The sequence below is a fragment of the Limnoraphis robusta BA-68 BA1 genome, from assembly GCF_034932365.1.
Taxonomy (GTDB): domain Bacteria; phylum Cyanobacteriota; class Cyanobacteriia; order Cyanobacteriales; family Microcoleaceae; genus Capilliphycus; species Capilliphycus robustus.
This window is the reverse complement of the sequence record NZ_JAYGHR010000005.1, coordinates 21,018-41,814: the sequence shown is the minus strand read 5'-3', so window position 1 is coordinate 41,814 and position 20,797 is coordinate 21,018. Positions and strand designations below refer to the sequence as shown.

At 41.4% G+C, this 20,797-nt stretch carries 19 protein-coding genes and 1 pseudogene; 9 read left to right on the top strand and 11 right to left on the bottom strand.

Going from position 1 to position 20,797, the window contains the following annotated elements; genetic code table 11:
* Nucleotides 1–34 precede the first annotated feature (34 nt).
* Nucleotides 35–517, top strand: coding sequence for an ABA4-like family protein (locus VB836_RS03990; protein WP_046276891.1), 483 nt, complete (start codon nucleotides 35–37; stop codon nucleotides 515–517).
* A gap of 96 nt (nucleotides 518–613) precedes the next feature.
* A complete protein-coding gene (locus tag VB836_RS03985; protein WP_323218115.1) occupies nucleotides 614–2,035 on the top strand; it encodes a dihydrolipoyl dehydrogenase family protein in 1,422 nt (473 codons plus the stop codon).
* Between the two features lie 28 nt (nucleotides 2,036–2,063).
* On the opposite strand, the gene VB836_RS03980 is transcribed toward VB836_RS03985, so the two are convergent.
* From VB836_RS03980 to VB836_RS03970, 3 genes are all read right to left on the bottom strand, one after another.
* Entirely contained in the window at nucleotides 2,064–2,666 is a 603-nt protein-coding gene (locus tag VB836_RS03980) for a DUF2059 domain-containing protein (protein ID WP_046276889.1), read from the bottom strand.
* Nucleotides 2,667–2,850: 184 nt separating this feature from the next.
* Nucleotides 2,851–4,731, bottom strand: coding sequence for a response regulator (locus VB836_RS03975; RefSeq protein WP_323218113.1), 1,881 nt, complete (start codon nucleotides 4,729–4,731; stop codon nucleotides 2,851–2,853).
* A 274-nt stretch (nucleotides 4,732–5,005) separates the two neighbouring features.
* Complete coding sequence (locus VB836_RS03970; RefSeq protein WP_323218112.1) at nucleotides 5,006–6,403, bottom strand: DUF1800 domain-containing protein; 1,398 nt, start codon at nucleotides 6,401–6,403, stop codon at nucleotides 5,006–5,008.
* A 99-nt stretch (nucleotides 6,404–6,502) separates the two neighbouring features.
* On the opposite strand from VB836_RS03970, the gene VB836_RS03965 reads away from it, so the two are divergent.
* Nucleotides 6,503–7,129 (top strand): TenA family protein, encoded by a 627-nt coding sequence (locus VB836_RS03965; protein ID WP_323218111.1) that lies wholly within the window; start codon nucleotides 6,503–6,505, stop codon nucleotides 7,127–7,129.
* Between the two features lie 228 nt (nucleotides 7,130–7,357).
* Here the strand turns inward: VB836_RS03965 and VB836_RS03960 are convergent, their stop codons facing one another.
* On the bottom strand, nucleotides 7,358–8,665 hold the full coding sequence (locus VB836_RS03960) for a pentapeptide repeat-containing protein (RefSeq protein WP_323218110.1): 1,308 nt from the start codon (nucleotides 8,663–8,665) through the stop codon (nucleotides 7,358–7,360).
* A 1,030-nt stretch (nucleotides 8,666–9,695) separates the two neighbouring features.
* Between VB836_RS03960 and VB836_RS30305 the strand changes: the two are divergent.
* Nucleotides 9,696–10,403 (top strand): annotated as a pseudogene (locus VB836_RS30305) (adenylate/guanylate cyclase domain-containing protein); the annotation flags it as partial.
* A gap of 278 nt (nucleotides 10,404–10,681) precedes the next feature.
* Nucleotides 10,682–10,963 (top strand): hypothetical protein, encoded by a 282-nt coding sequence (locus VB836_RS03950; protein WP_046276884.1) that lies wholly within the window; start codon nucleotides 10,682–10,684, stop codon nucleotides 10,961–10,963.
* 77 nt (nucleotides 10,964–11,040) lie between these two features.
* Here VB836_RS03950 and VB836_RS03945 read toward each other — a convergent pair whose 3' ends face one another.
* Nucleotides 11,041–13,827: a CBS domain-containing protein gene (locus tag VB836_RS03945; protein ID WP_323218108.1), complete on the bottom strand. Its 2,787-nt coding sequence runs from the start codon at nucleotides 13,825–13,827 to the stop codon at nucleotides 11,041–11,043.
* A 376-nt stretch (nucleotides 13,828–14,203) separates the two neighbouring features.
* Between VB836_RS03945 and VB836_RS03940 the strand changes: the two genes are divergently transcribed.
* The 4 genes from VB836_RS03940 to VB836_RS03925 all read left to right on the top strand — a co-directional run bounded on the left by VB836_RS03940 (nucleotide 14,204) and on the right by VB836_RS03925 (nucleotide 16,620).
* Nucleotides 14,204–15,043: a GIY-YIG nuclease family protein gene (locus VB836_RS03940; protein WP_323218107.1), complete on the top strand. Its 840-nt coding sequence runs from the start codon at nucleotides 14,204–14,206 to the stop codon at nucleotides 15,041–15,043.
* A 245-nt stretch (nucleotides 15,044–15,288) separates the two neighbouring features.
* Nucleotides 15,289–15,507 carry a hypothetical protein gene (locus tag VB836_RS03935; protein WP_323218106.1) on the top strand — a complete coding sequence of 73 codons (219 nt, stop codon included), beginning with the start codon at nucleotides 15,289–15,291 and terminating at the stop codon, nucleotides 15,505–15,507.
* A 27-nt stretch (nucleotides 15,508–15,534) separates the two neighbouring features.
* Nucleotides 15,535–16,137: an SMI1/KNR4 family protein gene (locus VB836_RS03930; RefSeq protein WP_323218105.1), complete on the top strand. Its 603-nt coding sequence runs from the start codon at nucleotides 15,535–15,537 to the stop codon at nucleotides 16,135–16,137.
* 243 nt (nucleotides 16,138–16,380) lie between these two features.
* Nucleotides 16,381–16,620 (top strand): antitoxin, encoded by a 240-nt coding sequence (locus tag VB836_RS03925; RefSeq protein WP_323218104.1) that lies wholly within the window; start codon nucleotides 16,381–16,383, stop codon nucleotides 16,618–16,620.
* Nucleotides 16,621–16,740: 120 nt separating this feature from the next.
* Here VB836_RS03925 and VB836_RS03920 read toward each other — a convergent pair whose 3' ends face one another.
* The 6 genes from VB836_RS03920 to VB836_RS03895 all read right to left on the bottom strand — a co-directional run bounded on the left by VB836_RS03920 (nucleotide 16,741) and on the right by VB836_RS03895 (nucleotide 20,660).
* Nucleotides 16,741–17,556: an MBL fold metallo-hydrolase gene (locus VB836_RS03920; protein WP_323218103.1), complete on the bottom strand. Its 816-nt coding sequence runs from the start codon at nucleotides 17,554–17,556 to the stop codon at nucleotides 16,741–16,743.
* A 55-nt stretch (nucleotides 17,557–17,611) separates the two neighbouring features.
* The gene (locus VB836_RS03915) at nucleotides 17,612–18,199 is read right to left on the bottom strand and encodes an anthranilate synthase component II (RefSeq protein ID WP_046276878.1); all 588 of its coding nucleotides are present in this window, start codon (nucleotides 18,197–18,199) and stop codon (nucleotides 17,612–17,614) included.
* Nucleotides 18,200–18,201: 2 nt separating this feature from the next.
* Entirely contained in the window at nucleotides 18,202–18,720 is a 519-nt protein-coding gene (locus VB836_RS03910) for a diacylglycerol kinase family protein (protein ID WP_323218102.1), read from the bottom strand.
* A gap of 221 nt (nucleotides 18,721–18,941) precedes the next feature.
* On the bottom strand, nucleotides 18,942–19,550 hold the full coding sequence (ybeY, locus tag VB836_RS03905) for an rRNA maturation RNase YbeY (RefSeq protein ID WP_323218101.1): 609 nt from the start codon (nucleotides 19,548–19,550) through the stop codon (nucleotides 18,942–18,944).
* Between the two features lie 158 nt (nucleotides 19,551–19,708).
* Nucleotides 19,709–19,915, bottom strand: coding sequence for a DUF3285 domain-containing protein (locus VB836_RS03900; RefSeq protein WP_323218100.1), 207 nt, complete (start codon nucleotides 19,913–19,915; stop codon nucleotides 19,709–19,711).
* A gap of 133 nt (nucleotides 19,916–20,048) precedes the next feature.
* Nucleotides 20,049–20,660: a thylakoid membrane photosystem I accumulation factor gene (locus tag VB836_RS03895; protein WP_407659558.1), complete on the bottom strand. Its 612-nt coding sequence runs from the start codon at nucleotides 20,658–20,660 to the stop codon at nucleotides 20,049–20,051.
* Nucleotides 20,661–20,797 lie beyond the last annotated feature (137 nt).

Sequence of the window (20,797 nt, the reverse complement as noted above, 5' to 3'; positions counted from 1 at the left end):
TAATAACGCAACTTCTCTCAAAACACTGCAAAAAATGCTGATTCCCATCGAACAAATTTTTACAGGTGCAAACCTATTTGTCCTGCCTTTCTGGGCCTTAATGATTATTCTGCCCAACTGGGGAATTACCCGAAAAGTCATGCAGTCTTATATTCCCTTTGTCCTGCTGGCTGCGGTCTATATTTATTTATTTGTCAGCAGTATTACCCCAGAAAACGCTGCGGCATTATCCGACCCAAAATTAGCAGATATTGCTCGTTTTTTTGCAGATGAAACCGCCGCCGCTACTGGATGGATTCACTTTTTAGTGATGGATTTATTTGTTGGGCGTTATATCTATTTAGAAGGGCAAAAAACAGGAGTTTGGACAATTCATTCTTTGGCTTTGTGTCTATTTGCAGGGCCGATGGGGTTATTATCTCATATCCTGACAACTTGGATCAAGCAGAAATTCTTCCCCGGTTCTGACACCGAAACACCAACAACAGCCGATATTTCTTCTGCCCAACAGTCTTAAGTTGAAAAAATCTTAACCCCTACCCAGTGATTTCTCAGAGAAAATTCAGCTTGTTGGGATGAAATAATAGAAAGTTAATTAAAATAGGGGGAAATAATGGCGGTTGAATACGATTTAGTGATTATTGGTGGGGGTTCAGGTGGGCTGGTTGTAGCGAGTGCAGCCGCCCAATTAAAGGCAAAAGTTGCACTGGTTGAACGAGATCGCTTAGGGGGGGATTGTTTATGGTTTGGTTGTGTTCCCAGTAAATCTTTAATTCATGCGTCCCGAGTCGCTTATGAAGTCAAAAATGCCGCTCGTTTTGGGGTTCATACCGAACACCCAAAAATTGATTTTTCTAAAGCTGCTGATCACGTTCAAACGGTTATTAAAACCATTGAACCTCACGACTCACCGGAACGGTTTAGAGGCTTAGGAGTAGATGTTATTTTTGGGGATGGAAAATTTTGCGATCGCCAAACTTTTGAAGTCAACGGACGCCAACTCAAAGCCAGAGCGTTTGTGATTTCTACAGGTTCTCGACCTGCAATTCCGGCCATTCCTGGTTTAACAGAAGCAGGGTTTTTAACCAATGAAAAAGTCTTTTCTTTGCAAGAACGTCCCGAGAATTTTGTGATTATTGGAGGAGGGCCTATTGGGTGTGAATTAGGACAGGCTTTTTCTCGCTTGGGTTCAAATGTTACAATCATTGAAAGTGGAAATCATCTCCTCCAAAAAGAAGACCCAGAAGCCGCCCAAGTTGTACAGGATCAACTGATTTCAGAAGGGATTAAAATATTAACTCAAACTCGCGCCGAACAGGTTGAATTAAAAGCCGGGAAAAAACACATTAAAGCCGGAGAAAACACCATTATTGCCTCGGAAATCTTACTCGCGGCTGGACGAGTTCCGAATGTAGAATCCCTCAATTTAGAAGCGGCAGGGGTTGCAGTCGGAAAACAAGGCATTCAAGTGAATAGTAAACTCCAAACCACTAACCCCCGAATTTATGCTTGTGGGGATGTAATTGGTGGCTATCAATTTACTCATGTAGCGGGTTATGAAGCAGTTGTTGTGTTAACCAATGCTTTATTTTTTCCAGTGAGTAAAGCCAACTATCGAGTCATTCCTTGGGCGACTTTTACTGACCCGGAATTAGCACGAGTCGGGTTAACTGAAAAACAAGCCATTGAACGTTATGGTAAGGATATTTATGTGTTAAAACAGCCTTTTTCGGGAGTTGATCGCGCTCAAGCGGAAGGCAAAACATCAGGATTTGCTAAGATTATTACACGGGGAAATGGTGAGATTTTAGGCGCTCATTTAGTCGGGCCGTCAGCCGGAGAATTAATCCATGAAGTTGTGTTAGCAATGGCTAATAATTTAAAGGTTTCTGCTTTAACGGGAATTCATATTTATCCGACTTTATCTGAAGTTAATAGTAAAGCCGGATTACTGTTAAAAAAACAGAAATTTTCTCAAAACCAATGGCAACAAAACCTCTTAGAAAAGTTCTTCAACTGGCGGCGATCGCTTTAAAAAGTCAATAGATATAAGAGCAGTTTTGTTATCGGTTGATCCGTTTTAATTCTTCAGTGATTATTTCTTGAATGATACTGGTGACGGTTGGCGCAATCACTTGAGCGGTACGTTGAACGGATTCTTGCAATAATTGCGGCATGATTTCAATGGTTCTTCGTCCTGTTGGACTCTTATAAAAATCAATTAATACCCGCAAATCGTCATTGGTAAAATATTTATCGTAGAGGGGATAATAAACTTCCTCAACAATCTTTTGATAATCAATTCGTTCGAGAAATAACTGATTATATTTCTGAGCGATGCGGCTCATTTCTCGATTCATATTAGCGGCAACTTGTTGACGTTCTTGGGGTGAAAGTTGCGGTGATCCTACTAAGTCAGAACCTAACATGGCTGTAAACTGTTGTTCCATCTGAGATAACATCGCTTGACTGACTTGCTGAAACGTTTTTTCTCCTCCTGTGAGTTCGAGAAATTCTTCGATGAGTTTTCGTTTTTCTTCAGGAATTTGCTGTGCTACTCTCACTCCAGGTTCAGAAGTTCGAGGTAAAAGTTGAGCGTTAGAAACGTCAGGAAACAGAAAAAACAAAGATGAGGTTAAACCGATGAATAAAATTCGCTTCAACATGATAATATGATTAGAGATGTTAGGGGATTGCAAACCAGAATAGTATATCTAAGTAGTAATGAAGTAATCCAAACCTTTTTGTTCCTGAATCTTCAACATTTTGCAGCTTTGACAGCCCAAAAATCGGCAAGTCAGCATCTAAAGTCCGTCTAACCACAGTTGATTGCGGCTTTATCCCAGGCGTTTAACATTTTTCTGGGCATCGGTGATCAGGTTGGGGTTGATTTTCTGAGGTTTCTTTGTCTAGGATAAATTGAGTGAGTTCAAAAATTTTGTCATAGCGAAACTCGTCTACAATTTTAGTTAAAGTGGTAGTCAGATGCGAGTATGTTGCGGGAATTTGTTCAATTAATTGTAGAATTAACAAATCACTACATTGGGCTGAAAATTCAGATAGTTGTTCAATCCATTCTCTCGGCATGATTTCCAGATCTTCTGCATTGAGTACAACGTCTAAATCTTGATTATAAAAGTCTTGAAGGTGATTTTCTTTTGAGAGTTTTTCTTGATAGGAATATTCAACCTTTAAATGTCGGTTTATCGCGGCGAGTATCTCTTGTTGTTGAAAAGGTTTGCGGATAAAATCATCACAGCCAATAGATAGAATAGATTGCCGTTCTTCTTCAAACGCTTGAGCCGTTAAAGCAATAATCACTGTGGCTTTCCCTTCACGGTAAGCTCTAATATTTTGGATGGCAGTATAACCATCCATGACAGGCATTTTCATATCCATAAAAATCAGATCAGGTTTCCAAGATGACCAAATTTCTAAAGCTTCTTGACCATTAGCAGCTTCTTGTACTTCAAAGCCAATAGAACTTAAGAGTTGCATCAAAAGACAACAATTTTGGGGGTTGTCGTCGGTGATCAAAATGCGAAACTTAGGTTGACTCGCAGCCAGTCCAGTTACCTTCTGAGACGTTTGAGTTGTTTCAATTTTACTCGCTTTTACAGTTTTTACCGGAATACTAAAAGCAAACAGAGTTCCTTCATTAAGCTTGCTGCTAACAGTAATTTCTCCCCCCATTAATTGCACAAATTTTTGACTAATCGGTAAACCTAAACCTGTTCCTTGTCCCGACTTAATTCCTGTTTCGGTTTGACTAAAGACTTCAAATAATTTGTGTTGTTCTTCGGGGGCAATACCGGGGCCTGTATCTGAGACTTCAAACGTCAAGAGATTGATGATTTGATGTGGGTTATTAAGGGGTTTGAACTCCTGACTTTTAACTCGCAGGGTTACACTTCCTTGTTCTGTAAATTTAATGGCGTTACTGAGGAGATTAATCAAAACCTGACGGAGTTTACCTTCATCTGTATAGATATGTTGTGGAACTTCAGCATCACGTTTAAAAACCAATTTCAAGCCTTTAGATTGAGCTTTCAAGCGTAGCATTTCCTCTAAACTGTTGATCTGACTATAGAGATCAAAGTTGTCTTCCCGCAGTTTAGCTTGTCCAGCTTCGATTTTAGACATTTCCAAAATATCATTAATCAAAGCTAACAAATGTTCGCCAGCCCGATTAATAATATTGATATATTTGCTATGGTTTATTGACAAGCTGACATCACGAGACATCAATTCAGTAAAGCCTAAAATTGCGCTCAGGGGTGTGCGAAGTTCGTGGCTCATATGCGCGAGAAATAAACTTTTAGAATTGCTTACTGCTTCTACTTCAGCGAGTTGTTCCGGGGTTTTTAGAGAGAGAAATTGAGGTAATAAAACCATCAATTCTAAGGCGGTGTAGCAGGAAATAAGAGCGGTAAAAGCGCGTTCAATACCGGATAACCAGTAAGCTGGATGCCATAGTGTCCAGATATCGAGTAGATGTCCTAAGCCGCAGGAAATGATAAATACACCAAATAAAATGAAGACTCTATTGAAAGGAATATCTCGTCGTTGGTAGACGAAGTAGATCAGCATTGCAGGAATCGAAAAATAGGCGATCGCAATCAGAAAATCACTGATAATGTGTAACCAAATTAAGGGAGATTGCCACAAATAGCAAGAGCCATGCGGCATATATTGTTTGGGCGAAAAGATGTTTTCTAAAAGTTGCCACATTTTATTAAACAGTGAGGAAGAGTTGAACTGAGCTAAAATCTACAGGAGATGAATGCTTTTTGAATTTTTAAAATGGCATATTTTTTCCGACTGATATTCATATTATCAGAACAAAAATATATTTTCAACAAATTTTTCACAAAAATTTCACAATTTATTTTACAAAAAAAACACACATCAAACCATGATGGCTTGATGCTTGAGTGTAGAATAGATTTTACTTCTTTTTAAAACAGTTCCGCTTGCTCACAGCTTGGGTTGGAATTGAGATCATCTAATATTTCATAAACTCGGGACTCCCTAAAACCAAAGCCGCTTTTAGATCCGGCGAACTTTTGTTAATCACTTCTTGAGTTTTTGTAGACAAACGATTGCCTATCGTTTCAACTAACTTTTGAGGATCTACAGGTTTATTCTCATTCAGTATCCCTTTAGAAAACGGTATAGCTAAACTGCTACGACGAATCATGGTATCAGGATTTAACCAAGCCTCCTGAGTATTTTTATAACCATCCGGTGAAGAACACCCATACAAAGGCATTCCCAACTGTTTCAGCCAACCATTAATAGAGTCAAAATTACTCACCTCATCCACTGCTCGCATCACAGACACAATATAACGGTAAGGTGTTTTAAACTTCACCTGATAAACTTCTGGACTCCAAAACTCAGAACTGGTAAACAAAGTATTGAGAACCTGGCTAATTTCTCCTTGAGTTTCTAAAAATTTATCCGCCATCTTTTTCACGATAGAAATCGGGGGATTATCCGCAACAAAGGCTTGAGCTAATTTATAGCTAATGTGTTGAGCCGTCGCCGGATGACGAGCTAAAATATCTAAGGCTTCCTCACCTTCTTCTATACCTCTGCCTTTGATGGGATGACCTAAAAACACTTTATCCTCAAAATCATGGCGATCGCCTTCAAACTCAAACCCATCTTCATCTTCAACTCGCTTGGCAGGCGGATCAGGAACTCCCCAACCTGTAAAAATTCGAGCTAATGCAATAATATCAGCTTGAGTATATCCCCCATCTACACCTAAAGTATGAAGTTCTAACAATTCCCTGGCATAGTTTTCATTCAGTCCTTTAAATCTTCCCTTGGCTTTTGGACTTCCGGGGGCGGTATTTTGCCAGTTATCTAAATACACTAACATCGCCGGATGCTTGGCTGTCGCCCCTAAAAGTTGACGAAATTTTCCCAAAACATGAGGTCTAATTGCCTGTTGCTCGTAGGAACTAAAAAACAGCCTAATTTGTCCGCCTTGCAAGCCATCAATGTTAAAATGATTATACCAAAAATCAACCATTATTTCTTCGAGTTGTCGAGGACTTTCATAAGCTCGTAGCAACCGTCCCCGTTCAGCTTGTTTGCGGATTTTTTGTTCAAAATCTCCTTTAACTTTTTGCATAGCTTTTGGCTCTAACTTGAGCCTTTTCGCTTCTTCGATCAACCGTTGTTGTTGTTTAAAAATCTGACCGGGCGTTAAAGACAAAGTATCGAGGGGTTGAATTTTTTGAGTTAAAGGATCTGGAATCGTGATTGATGTGGGTTTGAGTTGAGCTTGAATATAAGCCTCAATTCCCATCTTTTTAACCTGTTGAATCAGTCCGGCGGTAGAGCCAAACGTTAGACGATTAATGGTATGGAAAATACGAAGATCATTCATAGGGATTTCGGGTGTGAGAGCGTTGAGAATAGAGGGTAGATTCAACCGGGTTTTTGAGATAAACTCATTGATGAAGTGCAGTAAAAACCTTCTACTTCTATGATATCGAGCGATCTGTGGCAAGCCAACCAAGACCTGAGCATTGCTTGTCTTGAACATCCCTTTGTCCAAGGCATTGCTCAGGGAACTTTGCCGCGAAGTTGCTTTGTCTTTTATGTGGGACAGGATGCGTTTTTTCTCAGAGCCTTTGCTCGCGCCTACAGTCTGGCTGCGGCTAAAGCTCCCGACTGGCAAGGTTTTAACCTATTTCATCATCTCGCCAACGGGGTACTCGAAGAACTGCAACTGCATCAACACTATGCGAAAGCTTGGGAGATTGACTTACAAACAATTCAACCTGGAGTCGCCACCCGTCGCTATACCGAATTTTTATTAACCACAGCTTGGACTCGAGATATTGGTGCGATCGCGGCTGCCATGACTCCCTGTATGCGGTTGTATGCTTTTTTAGGGCAAAAACTCGCTCAACCGGAAATTCCTAATCATCAATACACCGACTGGATCAAAACTTATAGTAGCGATGAATTTGAACAACTCGCTCAACAACTGGAAAATCTAACCAATCGCTATGTTATTAATGAATCTGCCGCTCATAGTATCTACCGTTACGCCCTATTCTGTGAACAAGAATTTTTTCAAGCCGCCTGGGAACACAAGAAACAGTGACCAGCTTTTACAGTTATCAGTGAACAGTAACCAGTGACCAGTGAAGACAGTTTACAGTGAACAGCTTTTACAGTTATCAGTGACCAGTAACCAGTGACCAGTCAACAGTGATAACTGATAACTAATAACTAATAACTAATAACTGATAACTGTAAAAGCTGGTCACTGGTTACTGTAAACTGTTCACTGTAAAAGCTGGTCACTGGTCACTGGTCACTGGTCACTGTCTTATCGTCCTAACTTGTTGGGAATCCCTTCACAACCACCGGGAATGGTTTTTCTCGACTTAGAACCACACCAAGCACAACAATAATAGCGGTTTTCATCAGATAGACCCTCAACCCCGGTAAAATCAGCATTTTCAAGCACTGCTCCTGTATGCTCACCCGTTTCGTAGTTCGGCATTTTTGTGCGACTGCGGGGAGTTGCTGTTTCCGATGAACCGTAAAACAGTTTTGTCGCTCTTAGCATTGCGTGGGAGAGATTCGCTTCAAAGAGAATCGCCCTGGATAAATTAGCACGCACGAGATCGCAACCCGTCAGATCCGCTTTGACTAAATTCGCTTCGGCTAAGTCTGTTCGGCGTAAATCTGTTTTCTTTAAATCTGCACAAGCCAGCATTGCACCCAAATCTATCACCCGAATTCCTTCTAAACGATCTTCGGCATAGCTACCATTACCATCGAGGATCGGCCGACCAAGATGGCGATCGCGTTTCAGGGGAGTAATCAGTTTAGCTTGCGAGAGAAAACGTAAAATTTTGGCTTTGCCTTCGGCATTCACACTGCGTATTATGGCGGCGGTTCGTCCCTCTGCAATCACCCGTTCTTGCGGCCAGTCTTCCAGAAGTCCTTGCTCCCCTAACGCCAGATCAGAGACGCCTTGAAAGTAGGCATCAATCGTTTGCTGTTGAGTAATCAGGTTTTGTTGGATGGTTAAATCTCTAGAAATCACATATTGACGCCAAGCGACATAAACCGCCAAAATCGCGATTAAAATCTGACCTAACGCGCCGATCAGTTCCCCTAACGCACCGATCGCTTCCCAATTAATTACAATATTGCGACTACCAAAATCTTTGTTGGAGCCGCTTAACATCAGTAAACCTGCGATCGCCGCTAAAATCCCAAAGCTGGCAATAATTAAGCTCCGCCATACCGGAGGAATCAGATTTTTCCAAACCTGTCCCCAACTCGGCCAGATCATTCGTAGGGATGCAAATAAAGCAACGAAGGCGCTGAGATATCCAACCCAAATATTATCCAGTGCCAACCCCAGGATCATAATTGCAACGGCAACTAAGGTGATCACAGAGGCTAGAAAGTTGCTTGGAGACTTTGATTCTAAATCTCCAGTTAGACTGTATTGACTCGCAGACATCGCAACCGCTTGTTCAAATTCTTCGCGGGTTGTCGAGACTTGCGCCTCATCAGCATAGGAGAGCACTCCATTGTTGGCAGGGGTTCCATTTGAACTCTCTGCGTTTTTATCCGATTCTGTAGGATTAGGGGAGTGTGAGTTAGGTTGCTCGGTCATAGGTTAGGGAAACTGGGTTGAAATAGCGATTCATTCTAGGATGCAATCCTTCTGTTGATTGTACCGAAAACTCATCCAAAGCTGACTAGAGTGAACGATTGTTCTGAATGTTTGTGTTAAGCTCAAGATTGAGAGTGTGAAACTTGTCATCAAGTTCGGGTCTGATTTTGGCATCAAATTCAGGGTCTAATGCGGATGCAGAGCTACAGAAGGTCTATTAATAATAAGAGCAAAAACCTAGTCCTTTCTACTCAATTCATTTTAATACAATTTCTGCTAACTTTCACAGGAGGCTTGAGCAATGTCATCTCAGGGGAGACCGTTGCTTAGATTTTTAAAGGCTCGTTTATCTAAGCGGATCTCGATCTGGATTTTAGCCAGTATTTTTTTGATTGAGTTGATTATTTTAGTTCCTTCTGTTTATCGTCGAAAGCAGGAACTTTTACAACAGCTTGCGATGGTATCTTCGGGTAAAGTTGCTTGGATTATTGCCACCTATCCTTATCAGTCACAAGCCGAACTCTTAAAACAATTAATTCATCTCAATCAGCTTGATGATCCGGTTTTAGGCGGTGCATTATATCAACTTCCCGACGGAAAACTCATCGGAGAATTTGGCGAACCGCCTCAACTGTCGTTTTCTCAAGCCAGACAAGGTGACAGTCTCTATCTAAACACAGCATCCGGCGATCGCTATGATTTTGCTTGTAATCTCGACTCTTTAAAAGATAATTATTTAGTTGTCGTTCGCCATGATGCTGATCAAATCATGCAAGAAGTTAGATTTTTTATTTTCAGAATTGCTGGATTAGTGCTGATTATTTCCTTTTTTGTCGTCATCGGAACGATGATTGTTTTAGAAAAAATGGTGATTACACCGATTTTAAATCTCCGACTGGATTTAATCAAAGCGGGAAAATCAATTTATCAAAATCAAGAACCGCCTCAATTTTATTCGGCTTCTATTCAACGCAGCGATGAGTTAGGAGATGTGATTTCTGCCTTTATGCAGATGTTTGATCAGATTCATCAAGCGATTACCTCACGTCAAAAGGCTGAAGATGCTTTGCGAGTGGAAAAGGAAAAATCAGAACAGCTTTTACTGAATATTTTACCTCAAGCGATTGCTGAACAGCTTAAACAACAACCGGGTTTAATTGCCGATCGCTTTGAACAGGCGACGATTTTATTTGCGGATATTACTGATTTTACCGGACTGGCTTCTCAAATTTCCCCGACGGAATTAGTTAGTTTACTCAATCAAATTTTTTCGAGTTTTGATCGCTTGGCGGAACGACACGGGTTAGAAAAAATTAAAACCATCGGAGATGCGTATATGGTTGTCGGAGGACTACCCAAACCCAGACAAGATCATGCAGAAGCGATCGCTCAAATGGCGCTGGATATGCAGCAAGAAATTTATCGATTTAAACGAGAAGATAATAAAATACTCAATCTCAGAATTGGGATTAATACTGGCCCTGTGGTGGCGGGTGTGATTGGGTTAAAGAAGTTTTCCTATGATCTCTGGGGAGATGCCGTTAATATCGCCAGTCGCATGGAATCTCACGGGAAAGTCGGCGAAATACACGTTACAGAAGCGACCTATGAATTATTAAAGCATCAATATGTCCTAGAAAAACGAGGGATCGTTCAAGTCAAGGGTCGCGGCGAAATGACAACCTATTGGCTGAAAAGTCGTAAACCCGCTTCTGTTGAGTCTCAAGTCTTGACTTGATTTATTTTTAGTATTGAGAGAATATTAAAACTTAGAAAAAGGTGTCTTTGAATGGCTGAAAAAGTGTAATCAATTTAACTTTATTTTTTCTTTATAAAAGGGAAATTCAATCAGTTGATTCCGCCAAAATTGAAAGCTAAATTGCGATTCATGGCTTGTTATTAGGATAACATTTTTAATTTATTAAATCCGTGCAGATAGATACTGATCCAAATTGGAAGAACCTATAAAGTAATGATTAAAGCCAAGCAAGTACACCATATACTAGGAGGTTTTGGATGAAAAAGCTTATCGGTATCATCACAGTTGCTTTCGTCGGACTCAATGTCGGTCTACCTGCTCAAGCCCTCGGTACAAGCGGACAAGATATCGTTTGTGGCTACAAGTACAAAGTGGGTGATAGTGGCTGGACAAATGGCACCACAGGTAGCACTACTCGTCAAAATGCTCGCCTCAGCCGCACTCAAATTCTCGCTGGCTTAGAAAGCGAAGCTACTGATTCTGGAGAGAGTTTTGATGTTGCATACTTAGGATGCCGCGACCCCTATGGTCACAACTAATTTGGGGAAAGTCAAACCGTTTTTAGGCACAACCCAACATCAATATTGTGTGGGATGTCCATCTGAGCAGATTAGGCTCAACAGTCCCCAAGCAACGAATATTTCGCCTGAATAAAGGCTTCTGCGGATTTGCGATCGCATATCTCTTTATCTAGTGTTGCAACCAACAAATCATCGAGCATCTGTTTAAACTGAGAACTTGGTTTATACCCCAATTGTTTCAAATCATTGCCATTCAGCAACGGTTTGATATTCCACCAATGGGTTAAATATTGCCAAATTCGACGTCGAACCCATCGCGGACATTGCACTGCGATTAAAATCAACATTGGCAAATTATAAGGCACTAACAGTCTGTAAAATTGACTGGCTAGTTGGCATTCTGGCATCAATTTTACCACCTCGGCTTTAGCAGATTCTAACTGTTGAAGTCGTTCAGTGCTGTCTAGAGGAAATTGCAGCGTTTCCGCAACATCGCCTCGATATTCCGGCGCTAAATGAGCAATTAACACCTCTAGCCGTACCTGCCAATGGGTTAAGGTTTTCTCGGCATCAAAACGAAGTAAACACCGATCTACAAATTGAACTTGTCGCCACAACTCCGGGTTTAATTCTAACGTCGGATGAATACACCGTAATGCTTTTAATTCTCCCAATAATTGTAAAGCAGGTTTCCAGTAGGGAGCTTGTAAAATATATTTTAACTCACTTTTCAGCCGAGTTTCCAGAGCCGGAACCCGTTGTTGAGCCGAATAATTTTGTGATTGCACTCTTTCATAAATCCCGCTATTAATCGCATAATGAATATAATCTTTGGTTTGAAACTCAAGTTCAAATCCTAACCGCACCACAAACCGAACCGCTCGATAAATTCGCGTCGGATCTTCAATAAAACTATTGGCGTGTAAAACACGAATTTGGCGATTTTCTAGGTCATTCACTCCCCCAAAAAAGTCTAATAATTCTCCTTGTTGGGGTTGAGTTAGACGCAACGCCAAAGCATTAATGGTAAAATCTCGTCGGTATAAATCTTGACGAATTGAACTCGCTTCAACTTCTGGGTTCGCTGCGGGATAGGGATAAAATTCCGTTCTCGCTGTTGCAATATCTATCCACAACGAATCTAAAACCGGGTCATTATGCCACAATAAAGCCGCCGTTTGAAACTGTCCGTGAACATCCAAACGAGCATTAGAATAACTTTTTTGTAACGCAGAGGCTAATTCAACTGCGGGGGGATTTTTATCGTTTTTTTGATTATTTTCTGCATTTTCATAACTTTGATGACAGCCATCAACTACCAAATCAATATCCGTTAATAACAGCGTTTTTTCGGGGTCAGCTAACAACAAATCTCGCACCGCTCCCCCCACTAAATAAAGTTGCCAACCCCGTTGTTGAGTGAGTTTAGCCAGTCGGTTCAACAGGTCTAATAATGGCGGTGCTAAACGCTGTTCAAGTAGATCTTTAATCGAATCACAGGTTGAACCAGGAATGCAACCTTTACCCGCTTTTTTTTGCGGTCGTTGTTGTTGGTGAAGCAGTCTTAAAACATCGGTTCGGGTGACAATTCCGACTAAATTATTCCCCTCTAAAACAGGTAAACGTCCGATGTCGTATGTTACCATTAAAGACTCAATTTCCGGTAGCGTTGTATCGGGTTTAATCGTCTTTAATTGCGGCGTCATATACCCTTTAACGGGAGCGTGACTAAAGCCGTGATGCAGCGCAATATCAAGGTCGCGTCTGGAAATAATTCCCACTAATTGATCTTGTTCATCTACAACTGATAAACCGGAATGACCATAACGTAGTAAAATTCGATGGGCTTCTGCAATGGTTGTTTCAGGACGAATGGTTCTAACGGGAGAAGACATCAACTCTTTTGCAGTCGGAGGATGAGGAATTTGTGCTTTAAATTCTTCGACAATTTCTGTTAATTTTTCTGAGGGATTCGTATCTTTAATAACCACAGAAGCCGCTTGATGATGACCTCCACCACCCAACGGTTTAAACAGTTGATTGAGGTTCGTTTGTTCGATGCGGGAACGTCCAATAATCGTTAATCGTTCGGTTTCTTTATTCTGAGGTTGCTGGCAATTTCCCAGTAATAACGCATCACTTTCGGTAATCTCAATCAGTTGGGAAGCTAAACTCGATAAACCCGGTACATAGTCCTCCGTTTCTAACAATATCCAAGCGACTTTATAGCCATGAACGGTAACTTGATTTAACTGTTCTAAAGCGGTTGTCAGTAAATCTTGTAATTCGGGTGAAAATCCCGGTTCAATATATTCTGCGATCACCTGTAAACTAGCGCCTTTTTGCATCAACCACGCCAACGCTAAGGCATCTCTGGCTGTACTTCCTTCAAAGGTGAGTGAACCTGTATCCACATGAATTCCTAACGCCATTACCGTTGCTTCTGCTGCGGTTAATAGCCATTTTGTGTCTTCAGTTTGGCTTTGTTTTTCGGCAAGTTGTAGCTTTTCAACGACTAACGTTGTTGTCGCACCAACGGGTTCTATTTGAGTGGTTGTTGCGGGAATATTTAACTCACTATCGGGATGATGATCACAGACGGTTATTTCGTATAAATTGGGTAAATCAAACCATTCCGATGCTTTCCCTAAACGTTCGCGGGTTTGAGTATCAACAACGGTTAGAAAGCGAATATTTTCAGGATTAACAGAACGCCGTTCAATGAGGGGAAATTCATCTCGATGTAAGGCTAAAAAATCTCGCACGGCTGGATGAGAACCGCCTGTTAAAACGATTTTACTTCCCGGATACAAACGCGACAGTCCAACAGCGGCGCCTAAAGCATCAAAATCTGCGGTGGTATGGCATAAAATTAGGTGCATAGGAATAGAAAAAATGACGTTAGTCAGGAGGAACTTTATCTATTTTAGTCTTTTTTGAGCAAAATTATAACTACCCTAAGACATGATAAAATTTGAAATCAAGTAGGTTGGGTTGAGGAACGAAACCCAAAAAACCAGAGCTTGATTGAACCTAACAGGGTTGTTATTGTTGGGTTGCGAGTCACGCTTAACCCAACCTACAGTCTTTTTGAGCAAAATTATAACTAACCTTTGATAGGTTTTAGTTGAATATCATAATTTGTTAAAAGTAAAATCCCTGAGAATTTTTTGTTGGGGACGTAGTTTAAAGGCTTTGAGTAGGGTATTCTATAAACTAAGTAAACCCTAGTTAAATTGACTGGCTGTAACTATCAAAATGTCATCTATACTTGATCCTTTAACATTACCCTCCGTTTTGTTATCTGAGCGTCAACATCTACCAAGCTGTGCTGCTATCTATTTTGCGATTGATGCAAATGACAGAATTTTGTATGTGGGAAAAGCTAAGAATTTAGCAGCAAGATGGAAAAATCATCACCGCATTCATAAGTTAAAAGAGATCGATCAAGAATCATCTGTCAGACTTGCTTGGCAAGCTTGGAATGAAGAAGATTTGGACGAAGCAGAGAGAAGTTCAATCAAAAGATTTCAACCTTTATTAAACAATACAGAAGTTGAAACACCGGCTGTTATACCATCAGAAGTTATACTGAGAGATTTTCTGAAAACTTTTTCAAGACGGCTGATCGTTCTGGGAATAAAACCCAAAACTTCTAATCAGCTCCTCAATATTCATCTCAAATATGATTGGACAGACTGCTCACCAAAAGGAACAGCAGCAAGAATTAAAGATTTCATCAAACAGAACAAAGATAAAAATACAAGCCTCAAATTTAAGCGTCATACATACAGTAAATTTGATTCTTTTGCTGGAGAGGTTTTTCGCCCTGGTAGTAGAGATCAACGAAAAATGGCACGGAAACATCGTTCATACAATAATCATTGGGAATGTGCGTGTAATGGTGTGATTATTCATATTACACCTACAGATTTTTATCGCAAGTACAAGGAACAGACTCAACTTGTAAAAGTGGCAGGGATCAGTCTTCGTGCTATAACCAAAGCAGTATTTATTGATGCACAAAAGAATTACGAACTTTCAGGGCTATCTTGTTTTACAGACGATCCAGTTCCCCTACTCTGGCTGAATTTATAGACCTACAGAGATATAGTAGGTTGGGTTGAGGAACGAAACCCAACAGATCAGATCGAGTAGATTGGGTTTTCTCAACCCAACAGCGTGGTTATTGTTGGGTTGCGAGTCACACTTAACCCAACCTACATCTACATTAATAATAGTTTGAGAAGAGTGGGTGGGTTACATTTCTACCCATTTTTGTGTTTGTAGGATTACAATTGATAATCGATATGTGCCATTTTTATTGTCAAAGTGTAGTAGCCATGACTGACTTACTTGAACGTGCGATCGCCAAGTTAAGAACCTTATCTGCCAACGAACAAGATGCGATCGCTTCGATGATTCTCGAAGAATTAGAAGACAAGCAACGTTGGGATGAAGTATTCTCTCGTTCTCCCGATACTCTTGCTAAACTTGCTGCTATGGCGATGAATGAGTATCGTGCAGGTAAAACCCAAGAGCTTGATCCAGAAACATTGTGAAATTTTTAAAATTAGTAAGTAAAGAATATGAACACAATTTGGGAAAGAATTGATCATTGGTTAACAGCCCATGCACCGCAAGTTCTAGAAAGTCTCAAACCAGGGGCGACGGATGAGGAAATTGCCCAGGTCGAAGAAATTTTTGGTGTCAAATTTCCAGAAGATTTTAAGCAATCTTATCGAATTCATAACGGACAACATGAGGATTCTTATTCCTTATTTCCTCACTTAGAATTCCTTTCTCTCCAAGGTATAATAGAAATCTCTCAAAAATGGCCAGAGTTTTTAGATGAGAAATTTATCTGCGATCCTGAAGACGTTTCTGAGGGAATTTGGAACGGTTGGTGGAACCCAAAATGGATTCCATTTACTCTCGAAAGTAACGGGGCTTGTGAATGTGTAGATTTAGCCCCCGCAACAGGTGGGAATGTTGGACAAGTGATTATTGTTGAGTGGAAAGAATCAACAAGAGGACTGATTGCACCGAGTTTTCGAGCGTATTTAGAGACATTTGCAGATGCACTAGAACGAGGCGAATATCAGTTCTCTGAGGATGATTACGGGTTAGTTAGTTTAGTTGATTTTGAAAGACTTGAGTCTAACGATAATCCGACGGTTCCTGAAGATTAAAATCTCTGTCTAATTGTAAAATTCCTCTCAACACGACAGAATTTGATTTCATCCTAGAGTCAGTTTGAAAGACCTGAGAAACCTGGTTGATCAACGAAAAATATAGGCAAGCTAGGGGAAGTTGCCAGAAACCCGGTTTCTGACTGGGTGCAAGAATGGAAACAAACGATTATTCAATAGTATGATTAAAAGTCAGTAGAGTGGAAACAAATCTATGCAATCAAAGTTTCAGGAGGTCGCTTTATGCTAAACTCATGCCATGTTTCTCTCTTAACGAATGGACAAGATCAAGTCCTAACGATTCCCCCTGAATTTGCCCTATCAGGCACAGAGGTGTTGTTACGAAAAGAAGGTCATCGATTAATTATTGAACCCATTCCTCCCCGTTCTCTGCTTTCCCTGCTGACGACGTTGCAAGACATTACAGATAATTTTCCGGACATGGATGAGGGACTATTACCCCTTGATGATGTCACACTTTAGATCTGCCCAATGACTTGACTCTTGTCACTGCAAATACTCGTGAATTTGAGCGTGTGCCTGCCTTGAGTTTAGAGAATTGGTTGCGATAAAATTCGTTCAAACAAATGTATGTCAGTTGTTCTAGAGTACCGGATTGGCTGGGGAACCGTTGCCAAACTGATAACTCAATACCTCAATCACCGAACCCTCAGAAGGCAGATTTCCGGGTTGGAAAGTCACTGTATCGCTAGCCACTCTCTGAACTGGCGTTTCCCCCATCACTTCTAGAAAATTCTCCAGAGGAACCAGATCACAAGTCGCCGGATCTGCCGCTAAAGTTTTATAGTGCATGGGAATCACGACTCTCGGATTGAGAGTTTGGATTGTTTGCTTGGCTTCTTCTGGGGTATAAGATTTAGGCCCACCCCCAACAGGAACAAACATCACATCAGGCCGTCCAATCAGAATCCGTTCTTCAATATCAATCGGCCCTGCGAGTCCCCCCAGATGCAGAATTTTGATTCCGCCTTGTTTCCACATCCACGCCACATTCGTCCCGAACCTGCGTCCTTGTTGGCGATCTTTAATTGTGCGAATCCCTTGAACTTGAGCGCCGTTGAACTGATAAACTCCAGGTTCGTAGAGTAACGCCGGATTTCCCGAAAATCCATCAATTGAACCTTCATCCAGCAAGCGACTACTAATCAAAACTAAATCCGTATCAACCTTCGGATTTCGATATCCAGCAGTACAGCCAATTTGACGGAAGGGATTGATCAAAACTCGCAAACCGCCACCCGAGAAGAAATAGCAAGTATGACCCAGCCAGCGTACTGTTAAGCCATTACTCGAACTAGGGGTTTGAGCGACTGCCAAGAGCGATCGCTCGATCCCTATCGTCGAAAAACCTGCTAATACACCTGTTTGAACCAGACGGATAAACTTTCGCCGTTTCATAGAAAGCGGGGATTAAAAATCAAGGATAGATTAAGGAGATTGTCAGTCAAATTTCCTACAGTGACAGCAGGAAGTTTTTCAGGAGCTGTTTACCGCTAGTGGTTAAAATGCTCTCTGGATGAAACTGGACGCCTTGAAGATGAGGATAGTTCCGATGTCGGACACCCATGATCGTCCCATCCTCTACCCAAGCCGTAATTTCCAACACTTCAGGACAAGTTTGACGTTCAATCACCAAACTATGATAGCGGGTTGCACTCAAAGGATTCTCTAAACCTTGAAAAACTCCCACGCCTGTATGATGAACGCTAGAGGTTTTACCGTGCATCAGTTGCGGCGCTGAGACAATATTTCCGCCGAACACCTGACCGATACTCTGATGACCTAAACAGACTCCCAGAATGGGTAATTGGGGGCCTAAGCGTTCGATCAACTCCAGAGAAATACCCGCATCTTCTGGACGACCTGGCCCCGGAGAAATGACAACCGCTTGGGGTTGCATCTGGTTGATTTGATCAACGCTAATTTGGTCGTTACGATAGACGCGAACTTCATTAGCTACAGGTAACTCAGCACCCAGTTCACCTAAATACTGGACAATGTTGTAGGTGAAGCTGTCATAATTATCAATAACAATAATCAAGACTATACTCCTGCGGTCACTAGCCCCAGTTGCACCAGTAGGGGGGGAATCAGTAACATCATCGCCACTAATAATGCTGCGATCGCAAAGATTAAAACGGCTCCTGCCGCACAGTCTTTCGCGATTTTAGCGAGTTCGTGGTAGGACTGACCAACAGTTAAATCTACAACAGATTCAATGGCTGTATTCAACAGTTCCATCGCCATCACCGCTCCGATGGTTAAACCAATCACCGCTAATTTTACCGAAGACAGGTGTAAAAAAAAGCCCAAGCCGATAGCGAGGGTGCCGATAACGGTATGAATCCGAAAATTTCGTTGAGTTTTGTAGGCGTAGGTGACACCCGTCCAAGCGTATCGGAAACTCACCAATAGATTAGAAGCGACAGTCCAAGAAGAACTTGAGCGGCTTTGAGCTGAGGGAGGCGGTTCAAGATGGCCTAATACTTTAGTAGAGCGGTGATGAGGAACAGAGACTAATCGGGCTTGCATGGGTGCGATGGAGGGTTTATTCAAGTTCATTAGTTATATCCTTTAGTCGGTACTTTTGAGACATCTAGGTAAATTTTGCTATCAATGTTTGAAGAAATTTAACACGTTGCCAGCAATTTAACATAACTGGGGTCGGACTTTACGGATAGAGTCCTGTTTTTTGGGTAGAATGCCAATCTAGAAGCTAAAGTTAGTAAAATTTTCATCACTCAATTCACTCCTCTTTGACCCTTTCTTTAGATGTTTGTTTCTTATTCATCCAATGGAGTTGGTGAATATTCGGCTAAGTTCACTTGGATGGTTGCAGCATTTACCTCTAAATTGACGGCTTGCAGCATAATAACCTGCTGATCAAGCATTTGGATCAGCATCTGTTGATCAGGGTGATCCCAACCCAGGAGGTGTAAAAGTCCATGAGCCGCCAGCCATCCTAGCTCGATTTTTAAAGAATGCCCTTGCTGTTGAGCTTGTCGATCAGCCGTCTCAACAGAAATCACAATGTCACCCAGGTAAAGAGATTCAGATGAAAACACCCCAGCAGGGAGTTGAGGGCAACCTACCTCCAATGTAGCAAAGGCTAAGACATCTGTCGGTGCATCTACGGAACGATATTCGGCATTGAGTTGTTGGATCTCAGTATCATCCGTGAGACGCAGACTTAACTCGTAACTTCCTGCTTGCGGAATATCCGGATTAAGAATTTGAAACCACTGACTAAACCATTGTTCCCAAGTTTCGGGAGAAATGGGACAGGAGTCTTTCCCCTCAGATCGACTTTTTTCCGATACAGGTGGGGGTTCTGACTCCTCACCCAGCCAGAAATAGTCTTGAATGTTAACGTACAGTGAAACTTGACTCATTAATTCTAATTTCAAAACAGATGCTCACTGATTTACTCGCCATTATAGAAAATGGGGAAAAGAAATAATCTAAAAAATTGTCAAATTTTAATTCTGAACTTTTTCCGAAATTGGCGATTTTCAACAACTCTCTTTTCCCCATTTCCGAGAATTTGCGGTTATCGAGTGATATAAGATACACCCACCAGGAAACCCAACAGGGCGATCGCTGTTAAAGAAAAGTGAAATAAAGATTTGCTTCCTTTTCTCACCATATTTCGCATAGCGAGTTTCACATAGCTCGGTTGCGGTTCCTGGGCTTTTTGGGGGCTTTGAGAAGCAGGAGTTTCACTGGGCGTAGAAGATGTAGAAGGTGTAGAAGTCATATCAAAATTGATGATTATTTTAGAGAGTGGAGCTATTTAGACCTGAGATTAAGGTACTAGCAAAGATGTTAACTGTTTTTCCGCTCTTTTGCTAGTTCCTTTTGTCTAGAAAACCGACAACCTCAGTTTAAGATCATTTTTGAGTTTCAACCAGTTCGATATTAATCTCGTTGAGCGGTGTACGTTTAAGTTCTATTGATTCTGAACGCGGAAGTAAATCAAACACTTTCCGAAACTGATCATCGATTTTCTCAAACGCCACTAAACCGACTTCATCTAAAACGACTTTACCGGATTGATCAATTAAAACGGTTTGAGGTACAAAACCTCTATAGTAATGATCGGGTTCGGTGACATTTTCTGAGGGAACAGGTGAAATTGCATCGACATTGATCGGCATAAAATCCGCCGCTCTTCCGTAAAATTGCTGAAGCTGAGAAACAGTTGTCGCAAATTGTTTACAGTCGCGGCTGTCATCGAGAAAAAATACCAGCAAAGCGGGTTTTGAGCGTTGGAAAGACTCGGCTAGGGTGACTCGGGGCGGAACCAGAGAACCATTACTCCCATACAAGGCGAAAATATTCCCATCGAAGCGATCATCCTCAATATTCGCCCAAGCTGGGGAAACCGCCATTAGAAGTCCCAGACTCAGGGTGAGACAAAGGACAGTCAGGCGAGTTAAAAAATGTCCTTGACGGCGTAGAAGGGGTTTGAACATTTGAGAATCAGGTTTGAAAACAATCATCAATTCGTTGATAGCCAGTAAAGAATTATGAGCTTATACTATTGTTAGGTTTTCTTTGCTAATTGTAAAGGCGCGATCGCATTTTATCCGCCTCGGTTCGTTGGGGTGTTCTCTGTGTCTCGGTTTTCAGTTCAAGT